Raw genomic sequence first — 22,720 nt, 5'->3', positions numbered from 1 at the left:
GGGGCCCCCGAGCAGCACCCGGGAGTCCAGCTGCACCAGGGGGGGGACCCCCCCCTCGCCCCCGGGCGCGGCGCCGGGCGTCCCGACCACGCCGGCGGGGCGCCCGTCCACGGTCGACAGCACCCGCTCGCCGGAGCTGGTGAGCACCCGGGCTCCCGGCAGCGCGCGCCCCAGCTCCTCGGCCGTCCGCGCCTCCCCCAGCACCGGCGCCCGCAGCCCGCAGTGCCCGCACTCGGGGCAGCTCCAGGCAGGCGCCGCCGTGCCGCACCAGCGGCAGGCCGGCGGCGTCGTCGGGCCGGTCAGCGCCAGCGGACCCCGGCAGGCCCCGCATCGCGCCGGTGTGCGGCACCGCTCGCACGCCAGCGAGGCGACGTAGCCCGTCCGCGGGTTCTGCACGAGCACCGGCCCCTCCTCCAGCGCGCTGCGCACCGTGCCGAGGACCTGCTTGCCGAGCCGCGCGGAGCGTGCGTACGGGTCCCGCTCGAGGTCGTGGTCGCTCGCGCCCGCCACGATCGTCCGCACCCGCTCCCGGAGCAGCGCCCGGGGCGCGGCCAGCTCGCGCGCCCAGCCGGTACGCAGCAGGTACGCCGCCTCGACCGTGCGCGCGAAACCCGCGACCAGCACCGCCGCGCGCTCCTGCTCCGCACGGAGCAGCAGCGTCTCGCGGGTGTGCGGGTACGGCGCGCGCGGCTCGGCGTGGAGGTCGTCGCCGTCGTCCCAGATCACCACGAGCCCCAGGTCGTGGACGGGTGCGAACGCCGCGGCACGGGTGCCGACGACGATCCGCCGGGTCCCGCGGCTGACGGCGAGGAAGTCGCGGTAGCGCCGCGCCGGTCCGGCGTCGGCCGTGAGGGCGACGTGGTGCTCCTCCCCCAGCAGCGCGCCCAGCGCGGCCCCGACCCGGGCGACGTCCTTGCCGTCGGGCACGCAGACCAGCACACCCCGGCCGCTGCGGCGCGTGGCGGCCGCCGCCTCCGCGACCCGCGCCGGCCAGTCCTCACCGGGGGCCGGCGACCACACCGCACGCGGGGTCCCACCCTCGGCCAGCCGTGCGAGGTACGCCGGCGCGTGCTCGTAGGCGGCCCACGCCGCAGCCTCGCGGGGCGCGGCCGGCGGGAGGGGCGGCTCCGCCGGTGAGGGCTCCTTCTCGACGGTCGCGTGGCGGGGCGGCACCGCCAGCCGCAGCACGTCCGACCGCATGCCGGCGTACCGCTCGGCGACCCGCCCGACCAGGCCGGCGACCGCGGGGCTGAGCACCGGCTCGGCGCTCACCACCCGCCGCAGCGGGGCGAGCCGCCCTCCGTGCTCGGAGGTCGCGACGCGCTCGAGCAGGTACCCGTCGACGTCCTGCCCGGCGAAGCGGACCTTGACCCGCACGCCGGGGCGCGCGGTCTCGGCCATCGCGGCGGGCACGGCGTAGTCGAAGGTCCGGTCGAGGTGGGCCAGCGGCACGTCGACCAGCACCCGGGCCACCGGGTCGGCCTCGGCCACCTCCGCCTCGGCGGCCTTGCGCGCCCTCGTCGCCCGCGCCTTGGCCCGGGACTCCGCGACGCTCCTGCGGACCATGCCGGGGAGCAGCTCGGGCTGCTCCTCGGGGCGGTCTGCGGGCTGGGTCACGGCCCGGAGTCTGGCAGCGGGGACCGACATCCCCGCCGGCCGGTCACCGACCGACGGCCGCCTTGAGCGCGTCGGCGCGGTCGGTGCGCTCCCACGTGAACTCCGGCAGCTCGCGCCCGAAGTGGCCGTACGCCGCGGTCTGGGCGTAGATCGGCCGCAGCAGGTCCAGGTCGCGCAGGATCGCGGCCGGACGGAGGTCGAAGACCTCCAGGACGGCTTCCTGGATGGCCTCGTCGGACACGACGCCGGTGCCGAAGGTCTGCACGAAGACACCGACCGGCTGCGCCTTGCCGATGGCGTAGGCGACCTGGACCTCGCAGCGGCGGGCCAGGCCGGCGGCGACGACGTTCTTCGCCACCCAGCGCATGGCGTAGGCCGCGGAGCGGTCGACCTTCGACGGGTCCTTGCCCGAGAAGGCGCCGCCGCCGTGGCGGGCCATGCCGCCGTAGGTGTCGACGATGATCTTGCGACCGGTGAGCCCGGCGTCGCCCATGGGGCCGCCGACGACGAACCGGCCGGTGGGGTTGACCAGCAGCCGGTACTCCTCCGACGGGATGTCGAAGCCGGCGAGCACCGGGTCGATGACGTGCTGCTTGATCTCGGCCTCGAGCTTGGTGAGGTCGGTCTCCTCCGAGTGCTGGGTGGACAGCACGACGGTGTCGATGCGGACCGGCCGGTCGTCCTCGTCGTACTCGATGGTGACCTGGGTCTTGCCGTCGGGCCGCAGGTTGTCCATGGTGCCGTTCTTGCGCACCTCGGTGAGCCGCTCCGAGAGACGCTGGGCGATCACGATCGGCAGCGGCATGAGAACGGCGGTGTCGTCGCAGGCGTAGCCGAACATCAGGCCCTGGTCGCCGGCGCCGCGGCGGTCGAGCTCGTCCTCCGAGGTGCCGACGCGGGACTCGTGGCCGTGGTCGACGCCCTGGGCGATGTCCTCGGACTGCTGCCCGATCGCGACCGTGACGCCACAGGAGGTGCCGTCGAAGCCCTTCTCCGAGGAGTCGTAGCCGATCTCGAGGATCGCCTTCCGCACCAGGTCGGCCACCGGGGCGTACGCGTTGGTGCGGACCTCGCCGGCCACCACGACGAGCCCGGTGGTCAGCAGCGTCTCGACGGCGACGCGGAGGTTCGCCCGGTCCCCGTCGTTGGCCATCAGGTAGTCCAGGACGGTGTCGCTGATCCGGTCGGCGATCTTGTCCGGGTGTCCCTCGGTCACGGACTCGGAGGTGAAGAGTCGTCCGGCCACAGCGATGCTCCTACTCGTTCGGGGCGTGCCCACGGTCGTGCCCACCATAGAAGCCGTCCCACGGACCGGGACGGCCGTCTCAATCCTGCAGCCTGCGGGCCACTTCGTCCCAAATGGCATGCGCCAGCGCCGACTTCGACCCACGGGGCACCTGCGTCGTGCTGCCGTCGGCTCCCAGGATCACGGCCTCGTTGTCGGGGCTGCCGAAGACCGCTCCCCCGCTGACGTCGTTGACGACCAGCAGGTCGCAGCCCTTGCGGGCCAGCTTGGCCCGGGCCAGGTCGAGGACGGAGCCGGTCTCGTCGCCGGTCTCCGCCGCGAAGCCGACGACCACCTGGCCCGCGCGGGAGCGGTCCGCGCTGATCTCGCGGAGCACGTCGGGGTTCTGCACCAGCTCGATCGTCGGCGCCGACCCGTCGGTGGACTTCTTGATCTTGGCCTCGCTCACGCCGGTCGGCCGGAAGTCGGCCGGGGCGGCCGCCATCACCACCGAGTCGGCCGCGGCAGAGGCGGAGACCACGGCGTCGCGGAGCTCGGCGGTGGTCTCGACCCGGACCACCTTCACGCCCGCCGGGTCGGGCAACGTCGTGTTCGCGGCCACGAGCGTGACCTCGGCACCGCGGGCGACCGCGGCGCGGGCGAGCGCGTAGCCCTGCAGCCCCGAGGAGCGGTTGCCGAGGAACCGGACCGGGTCGAGGTACTCCCGGGTCCCGCCCGCGGAGACCAGGACGTGCCGCCCGGCCAGGTCGCGGGCCGCACCCACGCCGGCGGCCGCGCGGGCCAGCACCTGGGTGCAGACCTCGAAGATCTCGGCGGGCTCGGGCAGCCGGCCCTTGCCCGTGTCCTTGCCGGTCAGCCTGCCCTCGGCGGGCTCGATGACCAGGACACCGCGCTCGCGGAGCATCGCGACGTTGGCCTGCGTGGCGGGGTGCTCCCACATCTCGGTGTGCATGGCCGGCGCCAGGACGACCGGGCAGCGCGCGGTCAGCAGCGTGTTGGTGAGCAGGTCGTCGGCGAGGCCGTGCGCCGCGCGGGCCATGGTGTCCGCCGTCGCGGGTGCGACGACGACCAGGTCGGCGGTCTGTCCCAGTCGCACGTGGGGCACCTGGTGCACGTTGGTCCAGACGTCGGAGGCGACCGGCTTGCCCGACAGCGCCGCCCAGGTCGGGGCCCCGACGAACTCCAGTGCCGACTCCGTCGGCACGACGGTCACGTCGTGGCCGGACTCGGTGAGCCGGCGGAGCAGCTCGCAGGCCTTGTACGCCGCGATGCCGCCGGTCACGCCGAGGACGACCTTCGGACGAGCAACGGGCCGCGCCCCCGTGGGGGACGCGGCCTCGTGCGACGGGCTGGTGCTCAGCGGATCACTCGCCGGGGCTGAACGACGCGTCGATCGCAGCCGCCTTCGCGGCGGCCTCCTCGGCGGCGAGCTCGGCCGGGTCGACGTCCTCGCAGGTCAGCAGGTCGTCGTTGATCTCGCGGAGCGCGATCGAGAGCGGCTTCTCCTGCACGTGGGTGTCGACGAGCGGTCCGACGTACTCCAGCAGGCCCTCGCCGAGCTGGGAGTAGTAGGCGTTGATCTGCCGAGCCCGCTTGGCGCTGTACAGGACCAGCTTGTACTTGCTGTCGGTCTTGGTGAGCAGGTCGTCGATCGAGGGGTTGGTGACACCCTGAGCGTCGATGTTGGGGGCAGACACGCGTGAAGCCTCAATTCCGTGGGTGGGCGCTCAACTAGTCGAGCGTCATCAAGGCTACCAACTCAGCCGCGGCAGCGTGAACTTCGTGGTTGACGATGGTGACGTCGAACTCGGCCTCGGCCGCGAGCTCCTCGCGCGCCGTGGTGAGCCGCCGTTCCCGCTCCTCCTCGGTCTCCGTGCCGCGGCCGACCAGGCGACGCACCAGCTCCTCCCACGAGGGAGGCTTGAGGAAGACGAAGAGGGCCTCCGGCATGGTCCGCCGGACCTGGCGGGCGCCCTGGAGGTCGATCTCCAGCATCGCCGGCCGCCCGGAGGCGAGCGCGAGGTCGACCGGCTGCCGCGGCGTGCCGTAGCGGGCCGACTTGTGGACGACCGCCCACTCGAGCAGGTCGTCCTCGGCGATCATCCGGTCGAACTCCTCGTCGGAGACGAACCAGTAGTGCACGCCGTTGACCTCGCCGGGCCGCGGTGCACGCGTGGTGGCCGACACCGAGATCCACACGTCCGGGTGGTGCTCGCGGATGTGCGCCGCGACGGTGCCCTTGCCGACGGCCGTGGGACCGGCCAGGACGACGAGCCGGGAGCGGCGCTCAGGCGTGGCGAACCCGGTCGAGGGGCCGCTCACGCCTGCTCACGGGCCGCGAACTCCTTCTCGAGCGCGGCCACCTGCTTGGTGCCGAGCCCGCGGACGCGCCGGCTCTCGGCGATGCCGAGGCGCTCCATGACCTGGCGGGCGCGGACCTTGCCGAGGCCGGGCATCGACTGCAGCAGGTCGACGACCCGCATCTTGCCGATCACCTCGTTCTCCTGGCCCTCGCGCAGCACGTCGACGATCGAGGCACCGGAGTTCTTGAGGCGGTTCTTGACCTCGGCCCGCTCGCGGCGCGAGGCGGCTGCCTTCTCGAGGGCCGCCTTGCGTTGTTCCGGCGTGAGGGGCGGGAGCGCCACGGGCAATCCTTCGGTCGTGCGACGAGACGGACAGGGCTGGGGGCCCAATCTAGTCAGAGTCCCTTCCGCCCGGCAACGCCGCCCCTCGCCCGCGGATCAGACGGTGAGAGGGGTCTGGCACACGTCGCGCGCCTGCTGCTGCACGCCCGCGAAGGCCTCGACCGTGGCCGGTGCGGCGAGCTCGCGGGCGGCGGCGTCGATGCGGATCCGTTCCTCCGCCGCGAGTCCCGCCGGCGGGTCCTCCCGGTCGTACGACGCGGGGTCGACGCCCGCGGCCTCGAGCGCCTCCGCAAGCTCCTGCACGCGTCCGACGACCAGGTCCCACTCGTCGCGGATGTCACGCGGCGCCTCCTCCTCCAGCCGCTGCAGGATCGGCAGCGCACGGATGAGGGCGGTCGGCCCGCCGCCGGCCACGGCGTCGGAAAGGTCGGCCTGCTGGGCCCGGACCTCCTCGCAGTACTCCTCGTGCGGGTCCGACGAGCAGCCCGCCACCGGGACCAGCAGCAGGGCCGCCACCACCGTGGCGAGGCGCCTCACCGGAGCACCGCCAGCTCGTCGTTGGCGGCCCGGGCCGCGTCGCGGAGGGCGGCCGCGTCCGGGCCGTGGCGGAGCACCTCGCGCGAGGAGCTGGGCAGCACGTCGCCGGCGGCCGAGCCGAAGATCCGGCGCAGGTCGGCGGCGGTGCCGCCCTGGGCGCCGTACCCGGGGGCCAGCACCGGCCCGTTGAAGGCGAGGTCCTCCTGGCTCTCGCCGATGGTCGCGCCGACGACCGCACCGAAGGAGCCGAGCGGGTCGGCGCCGTCGTTGAGCCGCCGCAGGTGGTCGAGCACCCGCCCCGCGACCGTCTGCCCGCCGGCGAGGCGGGCGTGCTGGACCTCGGGGCCCTCGGGGTTCGACGTCAGCGCGAGCACGAAGAGCCCGGCGCCGTGCCGGGACGCCGTCTCGACGAACGGGTCGAGCGAGCCGAAGCCGAGGAACGGGCTGACCGTCGCGGCGTCGGCGGCGAGCGGCGACGCGGGGTCGAGGTAGGCGTCGGCGTACGCCTGGGAGGTCGAGCCGATGTCGCCGCGCTTGACGTCGAGGACCACCAGCGCGCCCGCCGCCCGCGCGACGGCGAGCACCTCCTCGAGCACCGCGACGCCGCGGCTGCCGTGCCGCTCGAAGAACGCCGACTGCGGCTTGAGCACCGCGACCTCGGGCGCGAGCGCCTCGGTCGCGGTGAGGGCGAAGGTGCGGAGCCCGTCGACGTCGTCCGGGAGCCCCCACCGGTCGAGCAGCCCCGCGTGCGGGTCGATGCCGACGCACAGCGGTCCCCGCGCACCGACAGCGGCCCGGAGCCGGGTGCCGAACTCGTGGCTGGTCCCAGTGGTCATGGTCTCTCCCTTGCGAGGTCGGCGGCGATCCGCGCGGCGGTGGTCGGGTCGTGCAGCAGCGCCGTGCCGACCTGCACGGCCACGGCGCCGGCGGCCAGGAAGGACAGGGCGTCGGCCGTCGTCGTGATCCCGCCGCCGCCGATGACGGCCACGGCGGGCAGGGCCGACCTGACCTCGGTGACGCAGCGCAGCGCGAGCGGCCGGATGGCGGGCCCGCTGAGGCCGGCGGGGCGGCCGTCGGGCAGGGCGGCCGCCTGGGGCCCGCCGACGACGACGCCCACCGCACCGGCGTCGGTGACCACCCGTGCCGACTCCGCGACGCGCAGCAGGTCGGGCCGGACCTTGGCGAGGACGGGCAGGCCGTCGGCCTCGCGCACCACCGCGGCCGTGACGTTGGCGGCGTGGAAGGGCTCGCGGACGTCGAGCAGCCCGTGCTCGCGCGCGTCGGGCACGGCGAGGTTGACCTCGAGGGCACGGATGCCGGGTGCGTGCGCGAGCCGCTTGGCGACCTCGGCGTGCTCGGCCACGGACGAGCCCGTGATGGAGACGACCACCCGTGCGCCCTGCTGGACCAGCCAGGGCAGCTCGGTCGCGAGGAAGATCTCGAGCCCCGGGCCCGGCAGGCCGGTGGTGTGCACCAGCCCCGAGGGGGTCTCGGCGAGCCGCGGCGCGGGGCCGCCGGCGCGGGCGTTGAGGCTGATCGACCGGGTGACGTAGCCGCCGAGCGCCGCGAGGTCGACGTACGGCGCGAGCTCCCGGCCGGTCCCGCCACACCCGGCCGCGACGAGCACCGGGTTGGACAGCTCCATCACCACGACCTCACCGCGTCCCCGCCGTGCCCCTCGCTCACGGGGCCGACCAGCTCGTCCCAGCGCACCCGGTCGCCGCGGACCACGGGGCCCTCGACACAGGCCCGGACGGTCCGGGCGACGCCGTCCTCGCCGACCACCGGCAGCGGGCACCCGTGGCAGAGACCGGTGCCGCACGTGAGCGGCTGCTCGACCGCCGTCTGGCTCCACGCACCGGCCTGCTCGGCGGCCGCGGCCACGGCGTGCAGCGCGGCCACCCCGCCGGCGGCGTAGACCACCTCGGCGCCGGCCTGGGCCAGCACGCCACCGATGACGTCGGCGACGACGCCACGGCGCCCGACGGACCCGTCGGCGGTGACGACGGTGACCGCCCGCGCCACCCGGCGCGCCTCGAGAGCGGAGAGCAGGTGCCGCTCGTCGGGGGCGGCGACCAGGAGGCTGACCGGGCAGCCGCGCTCGCGGAGCCGCTCGGCGAGCGGGAAGAGCGGCGCCGCGGCGTACCCCTCGCCCACCAGCAGCGTCGAGACCGGCTCCTTCGGCAGCGCGAACGGGCGGCCGAGCGGTCCGGTGAGCTCCACCGTGGCGCCGACGGGGAGGCCGGCCAGCCAGCGGGTGCCCTCCCCGACCGGCTCCACGACCAGCTGCAGGGCCGGCCCGTGGCCGCCGACCGAGCGGACGCCGTGGATCCACAGCGCCCGCCGCGCGAGCGAGGTCGCCCCGACGGAGAGGGCGACGAAGGTGCCCGGGCGGAACCGCTGCGCCACCCCGGGCGCGGCCACCGTCAGGTGCTGGAAGGCGCCGACCCGCTTGCTGGCCAGCACCTCCCCTGTGGTGTGCACGGTGCTGCTCACCGCTGGGCCGACTCCGTCCCGGCGAGGATCCGCCGCGGCCACAGCGGGCCCTCGTAGACGAACGCGGTGTAGGCCTGCAGCAGGTCGGCACCCGCGTCGAGCCGGGCGCGTGCGTCCTCGGCCGTGGTGATCCCGCCGACCCCGACGAGCGTGAGCCGGTCGCCCGCCCGCCCCCGCAGCAGGGTCAGCACGTCGAGCGAGCGCTGGGTCAGCGGCCGCCCGGACAGGCCGCCCGCGCCCGCCGCCGCGACGAGCGCCGGGTCGCTGGCGAGCCCGTCCCTGGCGATGGTGGTGTTCGTGGCGATGACGCCGTCGAGGCCGATCGCCAGCGCCATGTCCGCCACGGCGAGGACGTCGTCGTCGGAGAGGTCGGGGGCGATCTTGACCAGCAGCGGCACCCGCCGGGTCGTGACCGAGTCGGCCGTGCGGCGCACGTGCTCGAGCAGCGGGTGGAGCTTCTCCACCGCCTGGAGGTTCCGCAGGCCGGGCGTGTTCGGGGAGCTCACGTTCACGACCAGGTAATCCGCGTGCGGCGCGAGCAACCGGGTCGACTTGGCGTAGTCGGCCTCCACCGCCGCCTGGTCGTCGTCCGGCACCACCTTGGTCTTGCCGATGTTGACCCCGAGGACGGGCCGGGGGCGCGTCGGTCTCCCCGGATCACCGGGGAAGCCGGCCGCCCGCGCCGCGAGCCGCTGGGCGACGACCTCCGCCCCGTCGTTGTTGAAGCCCATCCGGTTGACGACCGCCCGGTCGGCGGGCAGCCGGAAGAGCCGGGGCCGCGGGTTGCCGGGCTGCGCCTCCCCCGTCACCGTGCCGACCTCGACGTGCCCGAACCCCAGTGCGGCGAGCGCGTCGACGCCCACGGCGTTCTTGTCGAACCCCGCTGCCAACCCCAGCACGTTGGGGAACTCCAGCCCCAGCGCCAGGACCGGTCGCCCCTGCGCCGGCAGCCGCGCCAGCAACGGGCTCAGCAGCGGCCGGCCCGCCCGCACCGCGCGGAAACCGAGGTGGTGGGCTCGCTCCGGGTCCACCCGGGTGGCGACGTGGTCGAAGAGCAGGGAGTACGGCGTCACCGTCGGGCGGTTCCTGAGGAGGGAGCGGATCGACCGTCTCGAAGGGCCCACTCCTGCAGGCTCCGGACGCCGATGTCCCCGCGCCGCGCCGCCTCGATGCCCTGGACGGCCGCGCCGAGGCCCTGCACGGTGGTGATGCAGGGGACGTTGGCGCGCACGGCGGCCGTGCGGATCTCGTAGCCGTCGAGCCGGGCGTGCCCCTCCCCTGCGCCGTACGGGGTGTTGACGACCATCTGGATGTCGCCGTCGAGGATCAGCTGCACGGTCGTCTTCTCGCCCTCCGGGCCGGGGCCTTCGAAGTGCTTGCGAACGACCGTCGTGGGCACCCCGTTGCGGTGCAGGACCTCGGCCGTCCCGGAGGTGGCCAGGATCTCGAAGCCCAGGTCGGCGAGGGCCCTGATGGGGAAGACCATCGACCTCTTGTCCCGGTTGGCCATCGACACGAAGATCTTGCCGCTGGTGGGCAGCGGGCCGAACGCCGCGGCCTGCGACTTCGCGAAGGCGGTGCCGAAGTCGCGGTCGAAGCCCATCACCTCGCCGGTCGACTTCATCTCCGGTCCGAGCACCGTGTCGACCTGCGAGCCGTCGGGGGTGCGGAACCGGTTGAACGGCATCACCGCCTCCTTGACGGCGATCGGCTGGTCGCTCGGCAGCAGCCCGCCGTCGCCCTCGGCCGGCAGCAGGCCCGCGGCCCGCAGCTCGGCGATGCTCTCGCCGAGCATGATCCGGGCGGCCGCCTTGGCCAGCGGTGTGGCGGTCGCCTTCGACACGAACGGCACGGTGCGCGAGGCGCGCGGGTTCGCCTCGAGGACGTAGAGGATGTCCGACCCCAGCGCGAACTGGATGTTCAACAGCCCCAGCACGCCGACGCCGCGCGCGATGGCCTCGGTCGCCTCCCGGATCCGGGCGACCTCGCGGGCGCCCAGCGTGATCGGCGGCAGCGCGCACGCGGAGTCGCCGGAGTGGATGCCGGCCTCCTCGATGTGCTCCATCACGCCGCCGAGGAAGAGCTCGCTGCCGTCGTAGAGGGCGTCGACGTCGATCTCGACCGCCTCGTCGAGGAAGCGGTCCACCAGCACCGGCGCCTCGCGCGAGATCAGCCCGGCGGCGACGTACTTCTCCAGGTAGGTCTCGAGTGCCTCGTCGCCGTAGACGATCTCCATGCCGCGGCCGCCGAGCACGTACGACGGGCGCACCAGCACCGGGTAGCCGATCTCGGCGGCGATCCGCTGCGCCTCGGGGTAGGACGTGGCGGTGCCGTGCTTGGGCGCGGTGAGCCCGGCCTCGGCGAGCACCCGGCCGAAGGCGCCGCGCTCCTCGGCGAGGTCGATGGCGTCCGGCGACGTACCGACGATCGGCACGCCGGCGCGGGCCAGCCCCTGGGCGAGACCGAGGGGCGTCTGCCCGCCGAGCTGGCAGATGACGCCCGCGACGGGACCAGCGGCCTGCTCGGCGTGGACGACCTCGAGGACGTCCTCGAGGGTGAGCGGCTCGAAGTAGAGCCGGTCGGAGGTGTCGTAGTCGGTGGAGACCGTCTCCGGGTTGCAGTTGACCATCACGGTCTCGTAGCCGGCGCCGCCCTCGCCCTGCCCGAGCGCCAGCGAGGCGTGCACGCAGGAGTAGTCGAACTCGATGCCCTGGCCGATGCGGTTGGGCCCCGAGCCGAGGATGATGACCGCGGGCCGCTCGCGCGGCTGCACCTCGGTCTCCTCGTCGTAGGAGGAGTAGTGGTACGGCGTCGCCGCGGCGAACTCCGCCGCGCAGGTGTCGACGCTCTTGTAGACCGGCCGGATGCCCAGCGCGTGCCGCACGCCCCGGACGACGTCGGCCGACATGCCGCGGATCTTGCCGACCTGGTGGTCGGAGAAGCCGTGCCGCTTGGCCTTGCGCAGCAGCTCGGGGGTCAGCTCGGGGGCGGCCGTCACCTCGGCGGCGACCTCGTTGATCAGCGCGAGCTGGTCGACGAACCAGGGGTCGATCCCCGTCGCGTCGTGGATCTCCTCCGGGGTGGCGCCGGCGCGGATCGCGTCCATGACCTTGCGCAGCCGGCCGTCGTGCGGCATCCGGATGTCCTCGAGCAGCGCCTCCTTGTCGAGCTCGACCCACTCCTGGTGCCAGTCGAAGACGGCGTTCGGGCTCTCGAGGGAGCGCAGCGCCTTCTGCAGCGCCTCGGTGAAGCTCCGGCCGATCGCCATCGCCTCGCCGACCGACTTCATGTGCGTGGTGAGCATCGGGTCGGCGGCGGGGAACTTCTCGAAGGCGAACCGCGGCACCTTGACCACGACGTAGTCGAGGGTCGGCTCGAAGCTCGCCGGCGTGGAGTGCCCGTCGGGCCGGGTGGTGATGTCGTTGGGGATCTCGTTGAGGGTGTAGCCGATCGCGACCTTGGCGGCGATCTTCGCGATGGGGAAGCCGGTCGCCTTCGAGGCCAGCGCGCTCGAGCGGCTGACCCGGGGGTTCATCTCGATGACGATGAGCCGGCCGTCGGCCGGGTTCACGGCGTACTGGATGTTGCAGCCGCCGGTGTCGACGCCGACGGAGCGGATGATGCCGATCGCCAGGTCGCGCATCTTCTGGTACTCGCGGTCGGTCAGCGTCATGGCGGGCGCCACCGTGATCGAGTCACCGGTGTGGACGCCCATCGGGTCGAGGTTCTCGATCGAGCAGACGATCACCACGTTGTCGGCGGTGTCGCGCATCACCTCGAGCTCGTACTCCTTCCACCCGAGGATCGACTCCTCGAGGAGCACCTCGGTGGTGGGGCTGGCGTCGAGGCCGGCGCCGGCGATGCGGTGCAGGTCCTCCTCGTCGTGCGCCATGCCCGAGCCGGTGCCGCCCATGGTGAACGAGGGGCGCACGACGACGGGGTACCCGAGCTCCTCGACCGCCGCGAGGCAGTCGTCCATGGAGTGGCAGATCGCGGACTTCGCCGACTCGCCGCCGAGCTCCTCCACGATCTTCTTGAACACCTGCCGGTTCTCGCCGCGGTCGATCGCCTCGATGTTGGCGCCGATGAGCTCCACGCCGTACTTCTCCAGCACGCCGTCGCGGTCCAGCGCCATCGCGGCGTTGAGGGCGGTCTGCCCACCGAGGGTGGCCAGCAGAGCGTCGGGGCGCTCCTTGGCGATCACCTTCTCGACGAACTCGGGCGTGATCGGCTCGACGTAGGTGGCGTCGGCGAACTCGGGGTCGGTCATGATCGTCGCCGGGTTGGAGTTGACCAGGATGACCCGCAGGCCCTCCTCGCGGAGCACCCGGCAGGCCTGGGTGCCGGAGTAGTCGAACTCGGCGGCCTGGCCGATGATGATCGGCCCGGAGCCGATGACCAGGACGGACTCGATGTCGGTGCGCTTGGGCATGCTCAGGCACCCTTCCTGTCGTTCATGAGGGTGACGAACCGGTCGAAGAGGTACGCCGCGTCGTGCGGGCCGGCGGCGGCCTCGGGGTGGTACTGGACGGAGAAGCTCTTGAGCGCGCCGCCCTCGGACGCCGGGGCGCGCAGCTCGAGGCCCTCGACGACGTCGTCGTTGAGGCACACGTGGCTGACGCTCGCCTCGCCGTACGGCGTGGTGGTGGAGCCCTCGAGCGGGGCGTCGACGGCGAAGCCGTGGTTGTGCGCGGTGACCTCGACCTTGCCGGTGGTGCGGTCCATCACCGGCTGGTTGATGCCGCGGTGGCCGTACTTCAGCTTGTAGGTGCCGAAGCCGAGCGCCCGCCCGAAGAGCTGGTTGCCGAAGCAGATGCCGAAGTACGGCACCTCGCGCTCCAGCGCTCCCTGCAGCACCTCGATCTGCTGGGTGGTCGCCGCAGGGTCGCCGGGGCCGTTCGAGTAGAAGAGGCCGTCGGGCTGCACCGCGAGCACGTCGTCGATCGTGGACGTCGCGGGCAGCACGTGCACCTCGATGCCGCGCTCGGCCATCCGGTACGGCGTCATCGACTTGATGCCGAGGTCGAGCGCGGCGACGGTGAACCGCTTCCGGCCCTGGGCCGGGACGACGTACGCCTCCGGCGTGGTCACCTCGTCGGCGAGCTCCAGGCCGCTCATCTCCGCGGAGGCGCGGACCCGCTCCAGCAGGGCCTCGGCGTCGGTCTCGGTGGTGGAGATGCCGACCCGCATCGCGCCGCGGTCGCGCAGGTGCCGGGTCAGCGCACGGGTGTCGACGCCGCTGATGCCGACGACGCCCTGCTCGCGCAGCTCGTCGTCGAGCGTCCGGCGGCTGCGCCAGCTGCTGGGCACGCGGGCGGGGTCGCGCACGACGTACCCGGCGACCCAGATCCGGCGGGACTCGGGGTCCTCGTCGTTGATGCCGGTGTTGCCGACGTGCGGCGCGGTCATCACGACGACCTGGCGGTGGTACGACGGGTCGGTCAGGGTCTCCTGGTAGCCGGTCATGCCGGTGTTGAAGACCGCCTCGCCGAAGGTCTCGCCCTCGGCCCCGAACGACTCGCCGCGGAAGGTGCGCCCGTCCTCGAGGACCAGCAGTGCGTTCTTCGCAGCCGTGTTGTGCGCCATCAGATGAGCTCTCCGTCCAGGACAGTGGGGGTGCCACGCAGGAAGGTGGCGACGACGCGACCGGGCAGCTCCATGCCGCGGTAGGGGGTGTTCCGGCTCAGGCTGGCCGACTCGGCGGCGTCGACCGTGCGCCGCACGGCCGGGTCGTAGAGCACGACGTTGGCCGGCTCGCCGACCTCCAGCGGCCGGCCGTGGGCGTCGACGCGGCCGATGCGTGCCGGGGCGGCCGACATCCGCTCGGCGACGCCCGCCCAGTCCAGCAGGCCGGGGTCGACCATCGTCTCCTGCACGATCGACAACGCCGTCTCGAGGCCGAGCATGCCGAACGCCGCGGCCGCCCACTCGCAGTCCTTGTCCTCGTGGGGGTGCGGAGCGTGGTCGGTGGCGACGATGTCGATCGTGCCGTCGGCCAGGCCGGCCCGCAGCGCCTCGACGTCGGCCCGGGTGCGCAGCGGCGGGTTGACCTTGTAGATCGGGTCGTAGGTCGCGGCCAGGTCGTCGGTGAGGATCAGGTGGTGCGGACACACCTCGGCGGTGACGTCGACGCCGCGAGCCTTGGCCTCGCGCACGATCTGCACGGAGCCCGCGGTCGAGACGTGGCAGACGTGCAGCCGCGAGCCGACGTGCTCGGCGAGCAGGCAGTCGCGGGCGATGACCGCCTCCTCGGCGACCGCCGGCCACCCGGTCAGGCCGAGCCTGCCGGAGAGCTCGCCCTCGTTCATCTGCGCGCCCTCGGTGAGCCGCGGCTCCTGGGCGTGCTGCGCGACGACGCCGTCGAAGGCCTTGACGTACTCCAGCGCGCGGCGCATCAGCACCGCGTCGTCCACGCACCGGCCGTCGTCGGAGAAGACCCGCACCCGCGCGGCGGAATCGGCCATGGCGCCGAGCTCGGCCAGCCGCTGGCCCTGGAGACCGACGGTGACCGCGCCGACCGGGTAGACGTCGCAGTAGCCGGCCTCGCGGCCCAGCCGCCACACCTGCTCCACGACGCCGGCGGTGTCGGCGACCGGCTCGGTGTTGGCCATCGCGTGGACCGCGGTGAACCCGCCGCGGGCGGCCGCACGGGTGCCGGACTCGACGGTCTCGGCGTCCTCCCGACCCGGCTCGCGCAGGTGGGTGTGGAGGTCCACCAGGCCGGGCAGCGCCACGAGGCCGGTGGCGTCGACGACCACGACGTCCGCCTCGTCGGTCGATCCTGGCGAGACCCCGGCCCCGACCTCCGCGACGACGCCGTCGCGCAGCAGGAGGTCGGTCGGGTCCCCGCCCAGGACCGCGGCGTTCTTGATCAGGTAGGTGCTCACTCGTCTCCTCCGACGGCAGGCTCGGAACCGCCGAGCAGCAGGTACAGGACGGCCATCCGGACCGCGACGCCGTTGGTCACCTGCTCGACGATCACCGACCGGTCGGAGTCGGCGACGTCGGCGGTGATCTCCATGCCGCGGACCATCGGCCCGGGGTGCATCACGATGGCGTGGTCCTGCAGGGTCGCCATCCGGCGACCGTCGAGGCCGTAGCGGCGGGAGTACTCGCGCGGCGTCGGGAAGAAGCCGCCGTTCATCCGCTCCCGCTGGACCCGCAGCATCATCACCGCGTCGGCCTTCGGCAGCACCGCGTCGAGGTCGTACGACGTCTCGACCGGCCAGCTCTCGACGCCCACCGGCAGCAGCGTCGGCGGCGCGACCAGCGTGACCTCCGCCCCCAGCGTCGCCAGGAGCAGGGCGTTGGAGCGTGCGACGCGGCTGTGCAGGACGTCACCGACGATCGCCACCCGCCGTCCGTCGAGGCTCCCCCGGTCGCCCCCGAGGTGGCGGCTCATCGTGAAGGCGTCGAGCAGCGCCTGGGTGGGGTGCTCGTGCGTCCCGTCGCCGGCGTTGACCACGCTGGAGCGGACCCACCCCGAGTGCGCGAGCCGGTGCGGCGCGCCGCTGGCCCCGTGGCGCACCACGACGGCGTCGGCGCCCATCGCCTCCAGGGTCAGCGCGGTGTCCTTGAGGCTCTCGCCCTTGGACAGGCTGGAGCCCTTGGCTGCGAAGTTGATGACGTCCGCGCTGAGCCGCTTGGCGGCCGCCTCGAAGGAGATCCGGGTGCGGGTGGAGTCCTCGAAGAAGAGGTTGACCACGGTGCGTCCGCGCAGGGCGGGCAGCTTCTTGATCGGCCGGTCGGCCAGGGAGCGCAGCTCCGCCGCTGTCGCCAGGACCAGCTCGGCGTCGTCGCGGCTCAGGTCGGCCGCGCTCAGCAGGTGCCGCTTCACGCGTCGCCCCTCTTCGGCTCGCCCGACCGCTCATCCGGCCCGTGGATGGTGACGGCGTCCTCGCCGTCGACGTCGGCCAGCGTCACCCGGACCCGCTCGACCAGCGAGGTGGGCAGGTTCTTGCCGACGAAGTCGGCGCGGATCGGCAGCTCGCGGTGGCCGCGGTCGACCAGGACGGCCAGCCGCACGGCGCGCGGGCGCCCGAGGTCGTTGAGGGCGTCGAGCGCCGCTCGGATCGTGCGCCCGGAGAAGAGCACGTCGTCGACGAGGACGACCGTGCGGCCGTCGATGCCGCTGTCGGGGATCTCGGTGTGGAGCAGCGCGCGAGCCGGCTTGAGGCGGAGGTCGTCGCGGTACATCGTGACGTCCAGGGAGCCGGTCGGCACGTCGTACCCCTCGACGGAGGCGATGCGCTCGGCGATGCGGCCGGCCAGCGGCACGCCGCGGCTGGGGATCCCGAGCAGGACGAGGTCTCCTGCGCCCTTGTTCCGCTCGAGGATCTCGTGAGAGATGCGGGTCAGTGCCCGGGCGATGTCACGGGCGTCGAGGACGACGCGGCCGGGGGCGGCGTCGGGTGCAGCAGGCTGCGGTACTCCAGGCTGGGCACACACGTGTGCGCGTGACCTCCTTCTCCGCCTCACAGGACGGCTCGTTAAAGGATGTCGAACGGCGCTGAGACTACCAGTCGGCGACGTCGACCAGCACCTTGCCCACGGCCCCGGACTCGACCAGGTCGTGCGCCTCCGCGGTCCGCTCGAGCGGCAGGTGGTGGAGCGGCAGCCCGGCCGCCTCCCCGACGGCGAAGGCGCCGTCCTCCAGTGCGCGGGAGACGTCCTCGGCCGCGGCCCGCAGCAGGTCCTCGCCGAGGGTGTAGAGGAGGACGAACTGGTAGCGCAGGTTCTTCGCGAACGTCTCCCGCACCGGCAGGGTCATCTCGTCGCCGCCGTTGTTGGCGTAGATCGCGACGGTGCCGCGCACCCGGGTGACGGCGCGGTCGAGGTCGTTGTTCTCCGCGGGCGCCACCTCGACCACGAGGTCGACGCCTTCCGGGGCGAAGGCGCGGACCTGGGCGGCGGTGTCGCCGACGGTGTAGTTGACCGTGTGGTGGGCGCCGGCGGCCACCGCGAGCGCGCCCTTCTCGTCGCTGCTGACGGTGGCAACGACGGTCGCCCCTGCCCACCGGGCCAGCTGGATGGCCGCGTTGCCCACGGCACCGGCACCGCCCGCGACCAGCACCGTCCGGCCGTCGAGTGCGCCCGGCCCCAGCCGGTCGACGTCCTCCCCGCTCGTGAGGGCGCGGTGGGCCGTGATCGCGGGTACGCCGAGCGCCGCGCCGACGTCGTACGACGCGCCGACCGGCAGGTGCACGACCCGCTCGACCGGGAGCACCACGTGCTCCGCGGCGGTGCCGTAGGGCCGACCGTGCTGGGCGAGGAAGACCCAGACCCGGTCCTCGACCGCGAAGCCGAGGACGCCGTCGCCGACCGCGTCGACGACCCCGGCGCCGTCCTGGCCGGGGGTCACCTCGTCGTGACCGCTCATCATGCCGGCGCGGAACTTCCAGTCCGTCGGGTTCACCCCCGCGCGCGCCAGCCGGACCCGCACCTCCCCCGGCCCCGGGTCCGGGACCTCCCGGTCGACCAGGTCGAGGACCGACGACGGTCCGGTCTCGCGGTAGACGACTGCGCGCATGGCGTTGTCCCTTCCAGGCTCGGGTACGGGTCCGTGGAGAGGTAACCACCACGCCCAGGAGGATCCGTGCCCGAGTTCCCCTTCCCCGACGACGTCCGCGCGCTGCTGCGCAAACCGAACCCCGCTGTCGTGACGACACTGCGCTCCGACGGTCAACCGGTCTCGGTCGCCACCTGGTACCTCCTCGAGGACGACGACCGCGTGCTGCTGAACATGGACGCGACCCGCGTCCGCCTCCGCCACCTGCGTCGCGATCCCCGGGTCAGCCTCACGGTCCTCGACGAGGCGAGCTGGTACACCCACGTGTCGTTGATCGGGCGCGTGACCGAGATGAGCGACGACGAGGGCCTCGTCGACATCGACCGGTGCAGCACCCACTACGGCGGCCAGCCCTATCCCGACCGGGAGTCGCCGCGGGTCAGCGCCTGGATGACGGTGGACCGATGGCACGGGTGGGGTGCCGCCAAGGACTGACGTCGCGCAGGTCAGTCCGCGACGAGGTCGTGGAGGGCCGCCTCGATGGCGCGGTGGAAGGTCGGGAAGGCGAAGTGCATCCCCTGCAGCGTCGCGAGCGGGATGTCGGCGTGGACCGCAGCCGCCACCAGGCCCAGCACCTCGCCGCCGTACGGCGCCACGGTGGTGCCGCCGACCAGGACCCCCCGGTCGGCGTCCGCGACGAGCTTCACGACGCCCTCGTTGCCCGGCCCGTGGATCCATCCCCGGCTGGAGCGGGGCACGTCGGCCCGCCCGACCCGGACGGTCAGCCCCTGCTCCCGTGCCTGGGCCTCGGTCAGCCCGACCGCACCCACCTCGGGGTCGGTGAAGGTCACCCGGCTCAGCGCCCGGTAGTCGGCCGGGCGCCCCGGCCGGCCCAGGACGTCGTCGACGACGCCGACCGCCTGGTACTTCGCCACGTGCGTGAACGGGCCTCGCCCGGTGACGTCGCCGACCGCCCAGAGCCGGTCACCGGCGCGCAGCCGCTCGTCGACCGCCACCGTCGTGGCTGCGGGGTCGAGCCCGACGGTCTCGAGGCCGACGTCCCGGAGGTTGGTCCGTCGACCGGTGGCGACGAGGAGCTCGTCGACCGTGACCACCTCGGCGTCCGTCTCCCCCAGCCGCAGCCGGAAGGCGCCGTCGTGGTCGACCCGCTGCACGTCCACGCCGGTGCGCACGTCGAGCCCCTCCCGGCGCAGCGCCGCCTCGACCGCGGCACTGGCCTCAGGCTCCTCGCCGGCAAGGATCCGGGGGCCGGCCTCGAGCAGGACGACCTCCGAGCCGAACCGCCGGAACGCCTGCGCCAGCTCCGCGCCGATCGCCCCCGCTCCCAGCACCCCGAGCCGTGGCGGGGCCGAGACGGCGTGGAACACCTCCCGGTTCGTCCAGTACGGCGTGGCGTCGAGGCCGTCGATCGGCGGCACGTCGGCGGTGGTGCCGGTGGCCAGCACGACGCCGCGCGCCGCGACGTACGTCTCCGGCCCGTGTGCCGTCTCGACCACGACGCGTCCCGGCCCGTCGAGCCGGCCGTCGCCGCGGACGAGCCGGACACCGGCCAGCTGCAGCGGCCCGGCGTGGCCCTCGTCGGACCAGTCGTGGTTGGCCTCGCGGATGCGCTGCGCGGTGGGCCCGAGGTCGGGCCCCGGCGCCGCGTGGCCGGCCAGCTGGTCGACGTGGCGCGCCTCGGCGAGGACGTGGGCCCCGCGGATGAGCAGCTTGGACGGGGTGCAGCCCCAGAACGGGCACTCACCCCCCACGAGCTCGCGCTCGACGCCCACGACCCGGAGCCCGGCGCGCGCCAGCTTGATCGCCGCGTGCTCGCCTCCGGCGCCGAGGCCCAGCACCACCACGTCCACCCGCTGCTCGCCCGGGGTGCTGCGCCCGCCGTCCGTCATGGACGCAGCCTCCCAGACGGCGGTCAGCGGGAGAGGTGACGCGCGCGGGCGAACGTGAAGAGCCCGTAGCAGGCGATGCCGAGGCCCACGAGGACGAGGAGGGTCTGGCCGAACGGCTGCTGGAGGAGCTCCTGGAGGGCCTGGTCGAGGCCTCCGGCCCGCTTGGCCTCGTGCGTGATGGCTGCCCAGACGAAGAGGCCGCCGATGATGCCGATCGCGATGCCCTTGGCGGCGTACCCGGCCTTGCCGAACCAGATGTAGGCCGTGCCGACGTCGCCGCTCTTGCCCTCCGCGGTGAGGTGCTCGCGGAACTTCTCCGTCCACGCGCGGACGATCAGGGACACGCCGTAGGCGATGACGGCGGCGCCGACGAGGCCGACCAGGACCTGCCCGAACGGCAGGCCGAGGAGCCGGGCGGTGATGGTGCGCTCCGAGGAGCCGCCCCCGCTGTTGGCGGCGCCGGTCGCGATGCCGAGGGCGCTCAGGCCGATCGCGGCGTAGAGGACCGCCTTCAGCAGCGACAGCGCGCCCTTGGCGACCCGCTTGCCGCCGTCCTCGTCGCGGTGGCCGCCGAAGGCCTCGATCGCCCGCCACAGCACGAGCACGAACATGCCGATCGCGACGAGCCAGACGAGGACCTTCCCGAAGGGCTGCTGCGCGAGCTGGCGGATCGCGCCGGTGGTCGAGGCGTTCTCCTTGCTCGAGCCGATGGCGAGCTGCACGGCCAGCCAGCCGACCAGCAGGTAGACCACGCCGTAGGCCACCAGTCCACCGCGGACGACGTGGTCCATCCAGTCGCTGCGGTCGGCCTGCTTCGCTGTCTGATGCATGTCACCCATGGGGTGACAGATACCCACGTCCCACAGCGACGACTCGGGACGGCCCGGCCGTCGGTGGCCTCAGCCCAGGCTGGCCTTGTCGCGCGAGAGCCGGCCGAGCACGCCGTTGACGAACTGCGGCGACTCGTCGGTGGAGAGGTCGCGCACCAGCGCCATCGCCTCGCTCACCGCGACCGAGTCGGGCACGTCCTCGGCGTACAGCAGCTCCCACAGCCCCAGCCGCAGGACGTTGCGGTCCACGGCCGGCATCCGCTCGAGGGTCCAGCCCTCGACGTACGTCGTGAGCAGCTCGTCGATGCGGGCCTGCTCGGCCACGACGCCCCGCACGAGCGTGGCGGTGTAGGCGTTGGTCGGGCCCTCGCCGTCGGCGATGGCGCGCTCGAGTGCCTCGACGGGCGACTCGCCGCGCATGTCGGAGGCGTAGAGCACGTCGAGGGCGCGCTTGCGGGCCTTCGAGCGGGCGCTCAAGACTTGACGCGACCCAGGTAGGAGGAGTCGCGGGTGTCGACCTTGACCTTCTCGCCCTGGTTGATGAAGAGCGGCACCTGGATCTCGTGGCCGGTCTCCAGCGTGGCGGGCTTGGTCCGGCCGGTCGCGGAATCGCCGGCGAGGCCGGGCTCGGTGAAGGTGATCAGCAGCTCCACGGACGCCGGCATCTCGATGAAGAGCACCCGGCCCTCGTTCGTGGCGACGATGACCTCCTGGTTCTCCAGCAGGAAGTTCTGCGCGTCGCCGACGACCTCGGGCGCGACCTCGAGCTGGTCGTAGCTCTGCACGTCCATGAAGACGAACGAGGTGCCGTCGTTGTAGAGGTACTGCATGGTGCGGCGGTCGACCGTCGCGGTCTCGACCTTGGTGCCGGCGTTGAACGTCTTGTCGACGTTCTTGCCCGACTCGACGTTGCGCAGCTTGGTGCGCACGAAGGCGGGGCCCTTGCCCGGCTTCACGTGCTGGAACTCCACCACGGACCAGAGCTGCCCGTCGATGTTGAGGACCATGCCGTTCTTGAGGTCGTTCGTCGTTGCCATGCGCGCGTGTCAGCCTTCGTCGTCCGGTGGGTGCGGGGGTGCCGAGCCGCCCCTCGAGGGCATCCGGGCACGGTCCGCGAGTCTATCGCTCCGGGAGGCTGCGGCCCGAAACGGGCGGCTGCGGCTGCGGCTCAGGTGAGGACCCGCAGGTCGCGCACCAGATCCGTGACGGCGAGCGCGAAGACCACGGCGAGTCCGCCGCGCAGCGTCCAGGCGAGGACCGACCGGGTCGGTCGCGACCACTCCGGACGACCCCGCCGCAGGGCGCGCACCGCCCACCAGCCGACCAGCAGCAGCACCGCGAGCGGCCCGAGCGGCAGCCAGGGCAGCAGGCCGAGCCCGAGCAGCGGCGCAGGCAGTCGGCCGTGCTGGGCGAGCACCCGCTCGGAGCCCAGGTGCAGGACCACCACGAACAGCGTCGGCAGCGCGACGAAGAGCGCTGCCGACAGCCACGCCGGGTCCAGCCGGGTGAAGTCGACGCCGTCGGTGTCGACGACGAGCGCCCCCACGACCACCCCGGGGCCGACGGAGATCGAGAGCAGCCGGAACCACCCGGGACCGACCATCAGCCCGCGGGCGGACGTGTAGCCGAACGCGCCGACCACGCCGAGCACCACGCCGAAGGCGAGGAGGTTCGCCGAGCCGGCGAGGGTGACCTGTCCGATCGGGAAGCCGTCATCACTGACCAGCCCGGCATCGAGCGGGTTGAGCGCGGCGATGAGGGCCATGGCGAGGCGGCCCAACAGCCCGACGACGACCGCCCCGGAGACCATCCCGACCAGCGTGATGGCCGCGAGGGTGTGCGCCGCCGCCAGGAGGGGCCGCGCGGCAGGTGCGGGCTCGATGGCGACAGGTGCCAGTGCGGTGGTCACCCTCGGGAGCGTAGGGCCGGGC

At 73.7% G+C, this 22,720-nt stretch carries 23 protein-coding genes; 1 reads left to right on the top strand and 22 read right to left on the bottom strand.

What is annotated here, in order from left to right; translation table 11 throughout:
* From ACSMHG_RS16340 to ACSMHG_RS16260, 17 genes are all read right to left on the bottom strand, one after another.
* On the bottom strand, positions 1–1,617 hold a 1,617-nt coding region (locus tag ACSMHG_RS16340), incomplete at its 3' end, for a primosomal protein N' family DNA-binding protein (RefSeq protein WP_435747027.1).
* 43 nt (positions 1,618–1,660) lie between these two features.
* A complete protein-coding gene (gene metK / locus ACSMHG_RS16335) occupies positions 1,661–2,911 on the bottom strand; it encodes a methionine adenosyltransferase (protein ID WP_435747025.1) in 1,251 nt (416 codons plus the stop codon).
* A gap of 31 nt (positions 2,912–2,942) precedes the next feature.
* Positions 2,943–4,262, bottom strand: a complete 1,320-nt coding sequence (coaBC, locus tag ACSMHG_RS16330) for a bifunctional phosphopantothenoylcysteine decarboxylase/phosphopantothenate--cysteine ligase CoaBC (protein WP_435747031.1) — start codon at positions 4,260–4,262, stop codon at positions 2,943–2,945.
* Complete coding sequence (rpoZ, locus tag ACSMHG_RS16325) at positions 4,228–4,560, bottom strand: DNA-directed RNA polymerase subunit omega (RefSeq protein WP_435747023.1); 333 nt, start codon at positions 4,558–4,560, stop codon at positions 4,228–4,230. Before rpoZ ends, coaBC begins: the two co-directional genes overlap by 35 nt.
* 34 nt (positions 4,561–4,594) lie before the next feature.
* Entirely contained in the window at positions 4,595–5,185 is a 591-nt protein-coding gene (gmk, locus tag ACSMHG_RS16320) for a guanylate kinase (RefSeq protein WP_435747021.1), read from the bottom strand.
* Positions 5,182–5,508, bottom strand: coding sequence for an integration host factor, actinobacterial type (gene mihF, locus ACSMHG_RS16315; protein ID WP_435747019.1), 327 nt, complete (start codon positions 5,506–5,508; stop codon positions 5,182–5,184). Before mihF ends, gmk begins: the two co-directional genes overlap by 4 nt.
* 96 nt (positions 5,509–5,604) lie before the next feature.
* Positions 5,605–6,045, bottom strand: a complete 441-nt coding sequence (locus ACSMHG_RS16310; protein ID WP_435747017.1) for a hypothetical protein — start codon at positions 6,043–6,045, stop codon at positions 5,605–5,607.
* Positions 6,042–6,881: an orotidine-5'-phosphate decarboxylase gene (gene pyrF / locus ACSMHG_RS16305; RefSeq protein WP_435747015.1), complete on the bottom strand. Its 840-nt coding sequence runs from the start codon at positions 6,879–6,881 to the stop codon at positions 6,042–6,044. The genes ACSMHG_RS16310 and pyrF overlap by 4 nt, the downstream gene beginning before the upstream one ends.
* Positions 6,878–7,690, bottom strand: coding sequence for a beta/alpha barrel domain-containing protein (locus tag ACSMHG_RS16300; RefSeq protein ID WP_435747013.1), 813 nt, complete (start codon positions 7,688–7,690; stop codon positions 6,878–6,880). The genes pyrF and ACSMHG_RS16300 overlap by 4 nt, the downstream gene beginning before the upstream one ends.
* Positions 7,690–8,541: an iron-sulfur cluster-binding protein gene (locus ACSMHG_RS16295; protein WP_435747011.1), complete on the bottom strand. Its 852-nt coding sequence runs from the start codon at positions 8,539–8,541 to the stop codon at positions 7,690–7,692. The genes ACSMHG_RS16300 and ACSMHG_RS16295 overlap by 1 nt, the downstream gene beginning before the upstream one ends.
* The gene (locus ACSMHG_RS16290) at positions 8,538–9,614 is read right to left on the bottom strand and encodes a quinone-dependent dihydroorotate dehydrogenase (protein WP_435747009.1); all 1,077 of its coding nucleotides are present in this window, start codon (positions 9,612–9,614) and stop codon (positions 8,538–8,540) included. The genes ACSMHG_RS16295 and ACSMHG_RS16290 overlap by 4 nt, the downstream gene beginning before the upstream one ends.
* Positions 9,611–12,973 (bottom strand): carbamoyl-phosphate synthase large subunit, encoded by a 3,363-nt coding sequence (gene carB / locus ACSMHG_RS16285; protein ID WP_435747007.1) that lies wholly within the window; start codon positions 12,971–12,973, stop codon positions 9,611–9,613. Before carB ends, ACSMHG_RS16290 begins: the two co-directional genes overlap by 4 nt.
* A gap of 2 nt (positions 12,974–12,975) precedes the next feature.
* Positions 12,976–14,127 carry a glutamine-hydrolyzing carbamoyl-phosphate synthase small subunit gene (carA, locus tag ACSMHG_RS16280; RefSeq protein WP_435747005.1) on the bottom strand — a complete coding sequence of 384 codons (1,152 nt, stop codon included), beginning with the start codon at positions 14,125–14,127 and terminating at the stop codon, positions 12,976–12,978.
* Entirely contained in the window at positions 14,127–15,428 is a 1,302-nt protein-coding gene (locus ACSMHG_RS16275) for a dihydroorotase (protein WP_435747003.1), read from the bottom strand. Before ACSMHG_RS16275 ends, carA begins: the two co-directional genes overlap by 1 nt.
* Positions 15,425–16,378, bottom strand: coding sequence for an aspartate carbamoyltransferase catalytic subunit (locus ACSMHG_RS16270; RefSeq protein WP_435747001.1), 954 nt, complete (start codon positions 16,376–16,378; stop codon positions 15,425–15,427). Before ACSMHG_RS16270 ends, ACSMHG_RS16275 begins: the two co-directional genes overlap by 4 nt.
* A complete protein-coding gene (pyrR, locus tag ACSMHG_RS16265; protein ID WP_435746999.1) occupies positions 16,375–16,989 on the bottom strand; it encodes a bifunctional pyr operon transcriptional regulator/uracil phosphoribosyltransferase PyrR in 615 nt (204 codons plus the stop codon). Before pyrR ends, ACSMHG_RS16270 begins: the two co-directional genes overlap by 4 nt.
* Before the next feature lie 67 nt (positions 16,990–17,056).
* Positions 17,057–18,070, bottom strand: coding sequence for an NADPH:quinone reductase (locus ACSMHG_RS16260; protein ID WP_435746997.1), 1,014 nt, complete (start codon positions 18,068–18,070; stop codon positions 17,057–17,059).
* A gap of 66 nt (positions 18,071–18,136) precedes the next feature.
* On the opposite strand from ACSMHG_RS16260, the gene ACSMHG_RS16255 reads away from it, so the two are divergent.
* A complete protein-coding gene (locus tag ACSMHG_RS16255) occupies positions 18,137–18,544 on the top strand; it encodes a PPOX class F420-dependent oxidoreductase (RefSeq protein WP_435746995.1) in 408 nt (135 codons plus the stop codon).
* Positions 18,545–18,555: 11 nt separating this feature from the next.
* On the opposite strand, the gene ACSMHG_RS16250 is transcribed toward ACSMHG_RS16255, so the two are convergent.
* The 5 genes from ACSMHG_RS16250 to ACSMHG_RS16230 all read right to left on the bottom strand — a co-directional run bounded on the left by ACSMHG_RS16250 (position 18,556) and on the right by ACSMHG_RS16230 (position 22,698).
* The gene (locus ACSMHG_RS16250; RefSeq protein ID WP_435746993.1) at positions 18,556–19,959 is read right to left on the bottom strand and encodes a dihydrolipoyl dehydrogenase family protein; all 1,404 of its coding nucleotides are present in this window, start codon (positions 19,957–19,959) and stop codon (positions 18,556–18,558) included.
* Between the two features lie 23 nt (positions 19,960–19,982).
* The gene (locus ACSMHG_RS16245) at positions 19,983–20,789 is read right to left on the bottom strand and encodes a DUF1206 domain-containing protein (RefSeq protein ID WP_435746991.1); all 807 of its coding nucleotides are present in this window, start codon (positions 20,787–20,789) and stop codon (positions 19,983–19,985) included.
* A 69-nt stretch (positions 20,790–20,858) separates the two neighbouring features.
* A complete protein-coding gene (gene nusB, locus ACSMHG_RS16240) occupies positions 20,859–21,266 on the bottom strand; it encodes a transcription antitermination factor NusB (RefSeq protein WP_435746989.1) in 408 nt (135 codons plus the stop codon).
* Entirely contained in the window at positions 21,263–21,826 is a 564-nt protein-coding gene (efp, locus tag ACSMHG_RS16235; RefSeq protein ID WP_435746987.1) for an elongation factor P, read from the bottom strand. The genes nusB and efp overlap by 4 nt, the downstream gene beginning before the upstream one ends.
* Positions 21,827–21,957: 131 nt before the next feature.
* Positions 21,958–22,698 carry a hypothetical protein gene (locus ACSMHG_RS16230; protein ID WP_435746985.1) on the bottom strand — a complete coding sequence of 247 codons (741 nt, stop codon included), beginning with the start codon at positions 22,696–22,698 and terminating at the stop codon, positions 21,958–21,960.
* Positions 22,699–22,720: the final 22 nt, after the last annotated feature.

Source organism: Nocardioides ureilyticus, assembly GCF_051280745.1.
Lineage (GTDB): Bacteria > Actinomycetota > Actinomycetes > Propionibacteriales > Nocardioidaceae > Nocardioides.
This window is presented reverse-complemented; position numbering and strand designations above follow the sequence as displayed.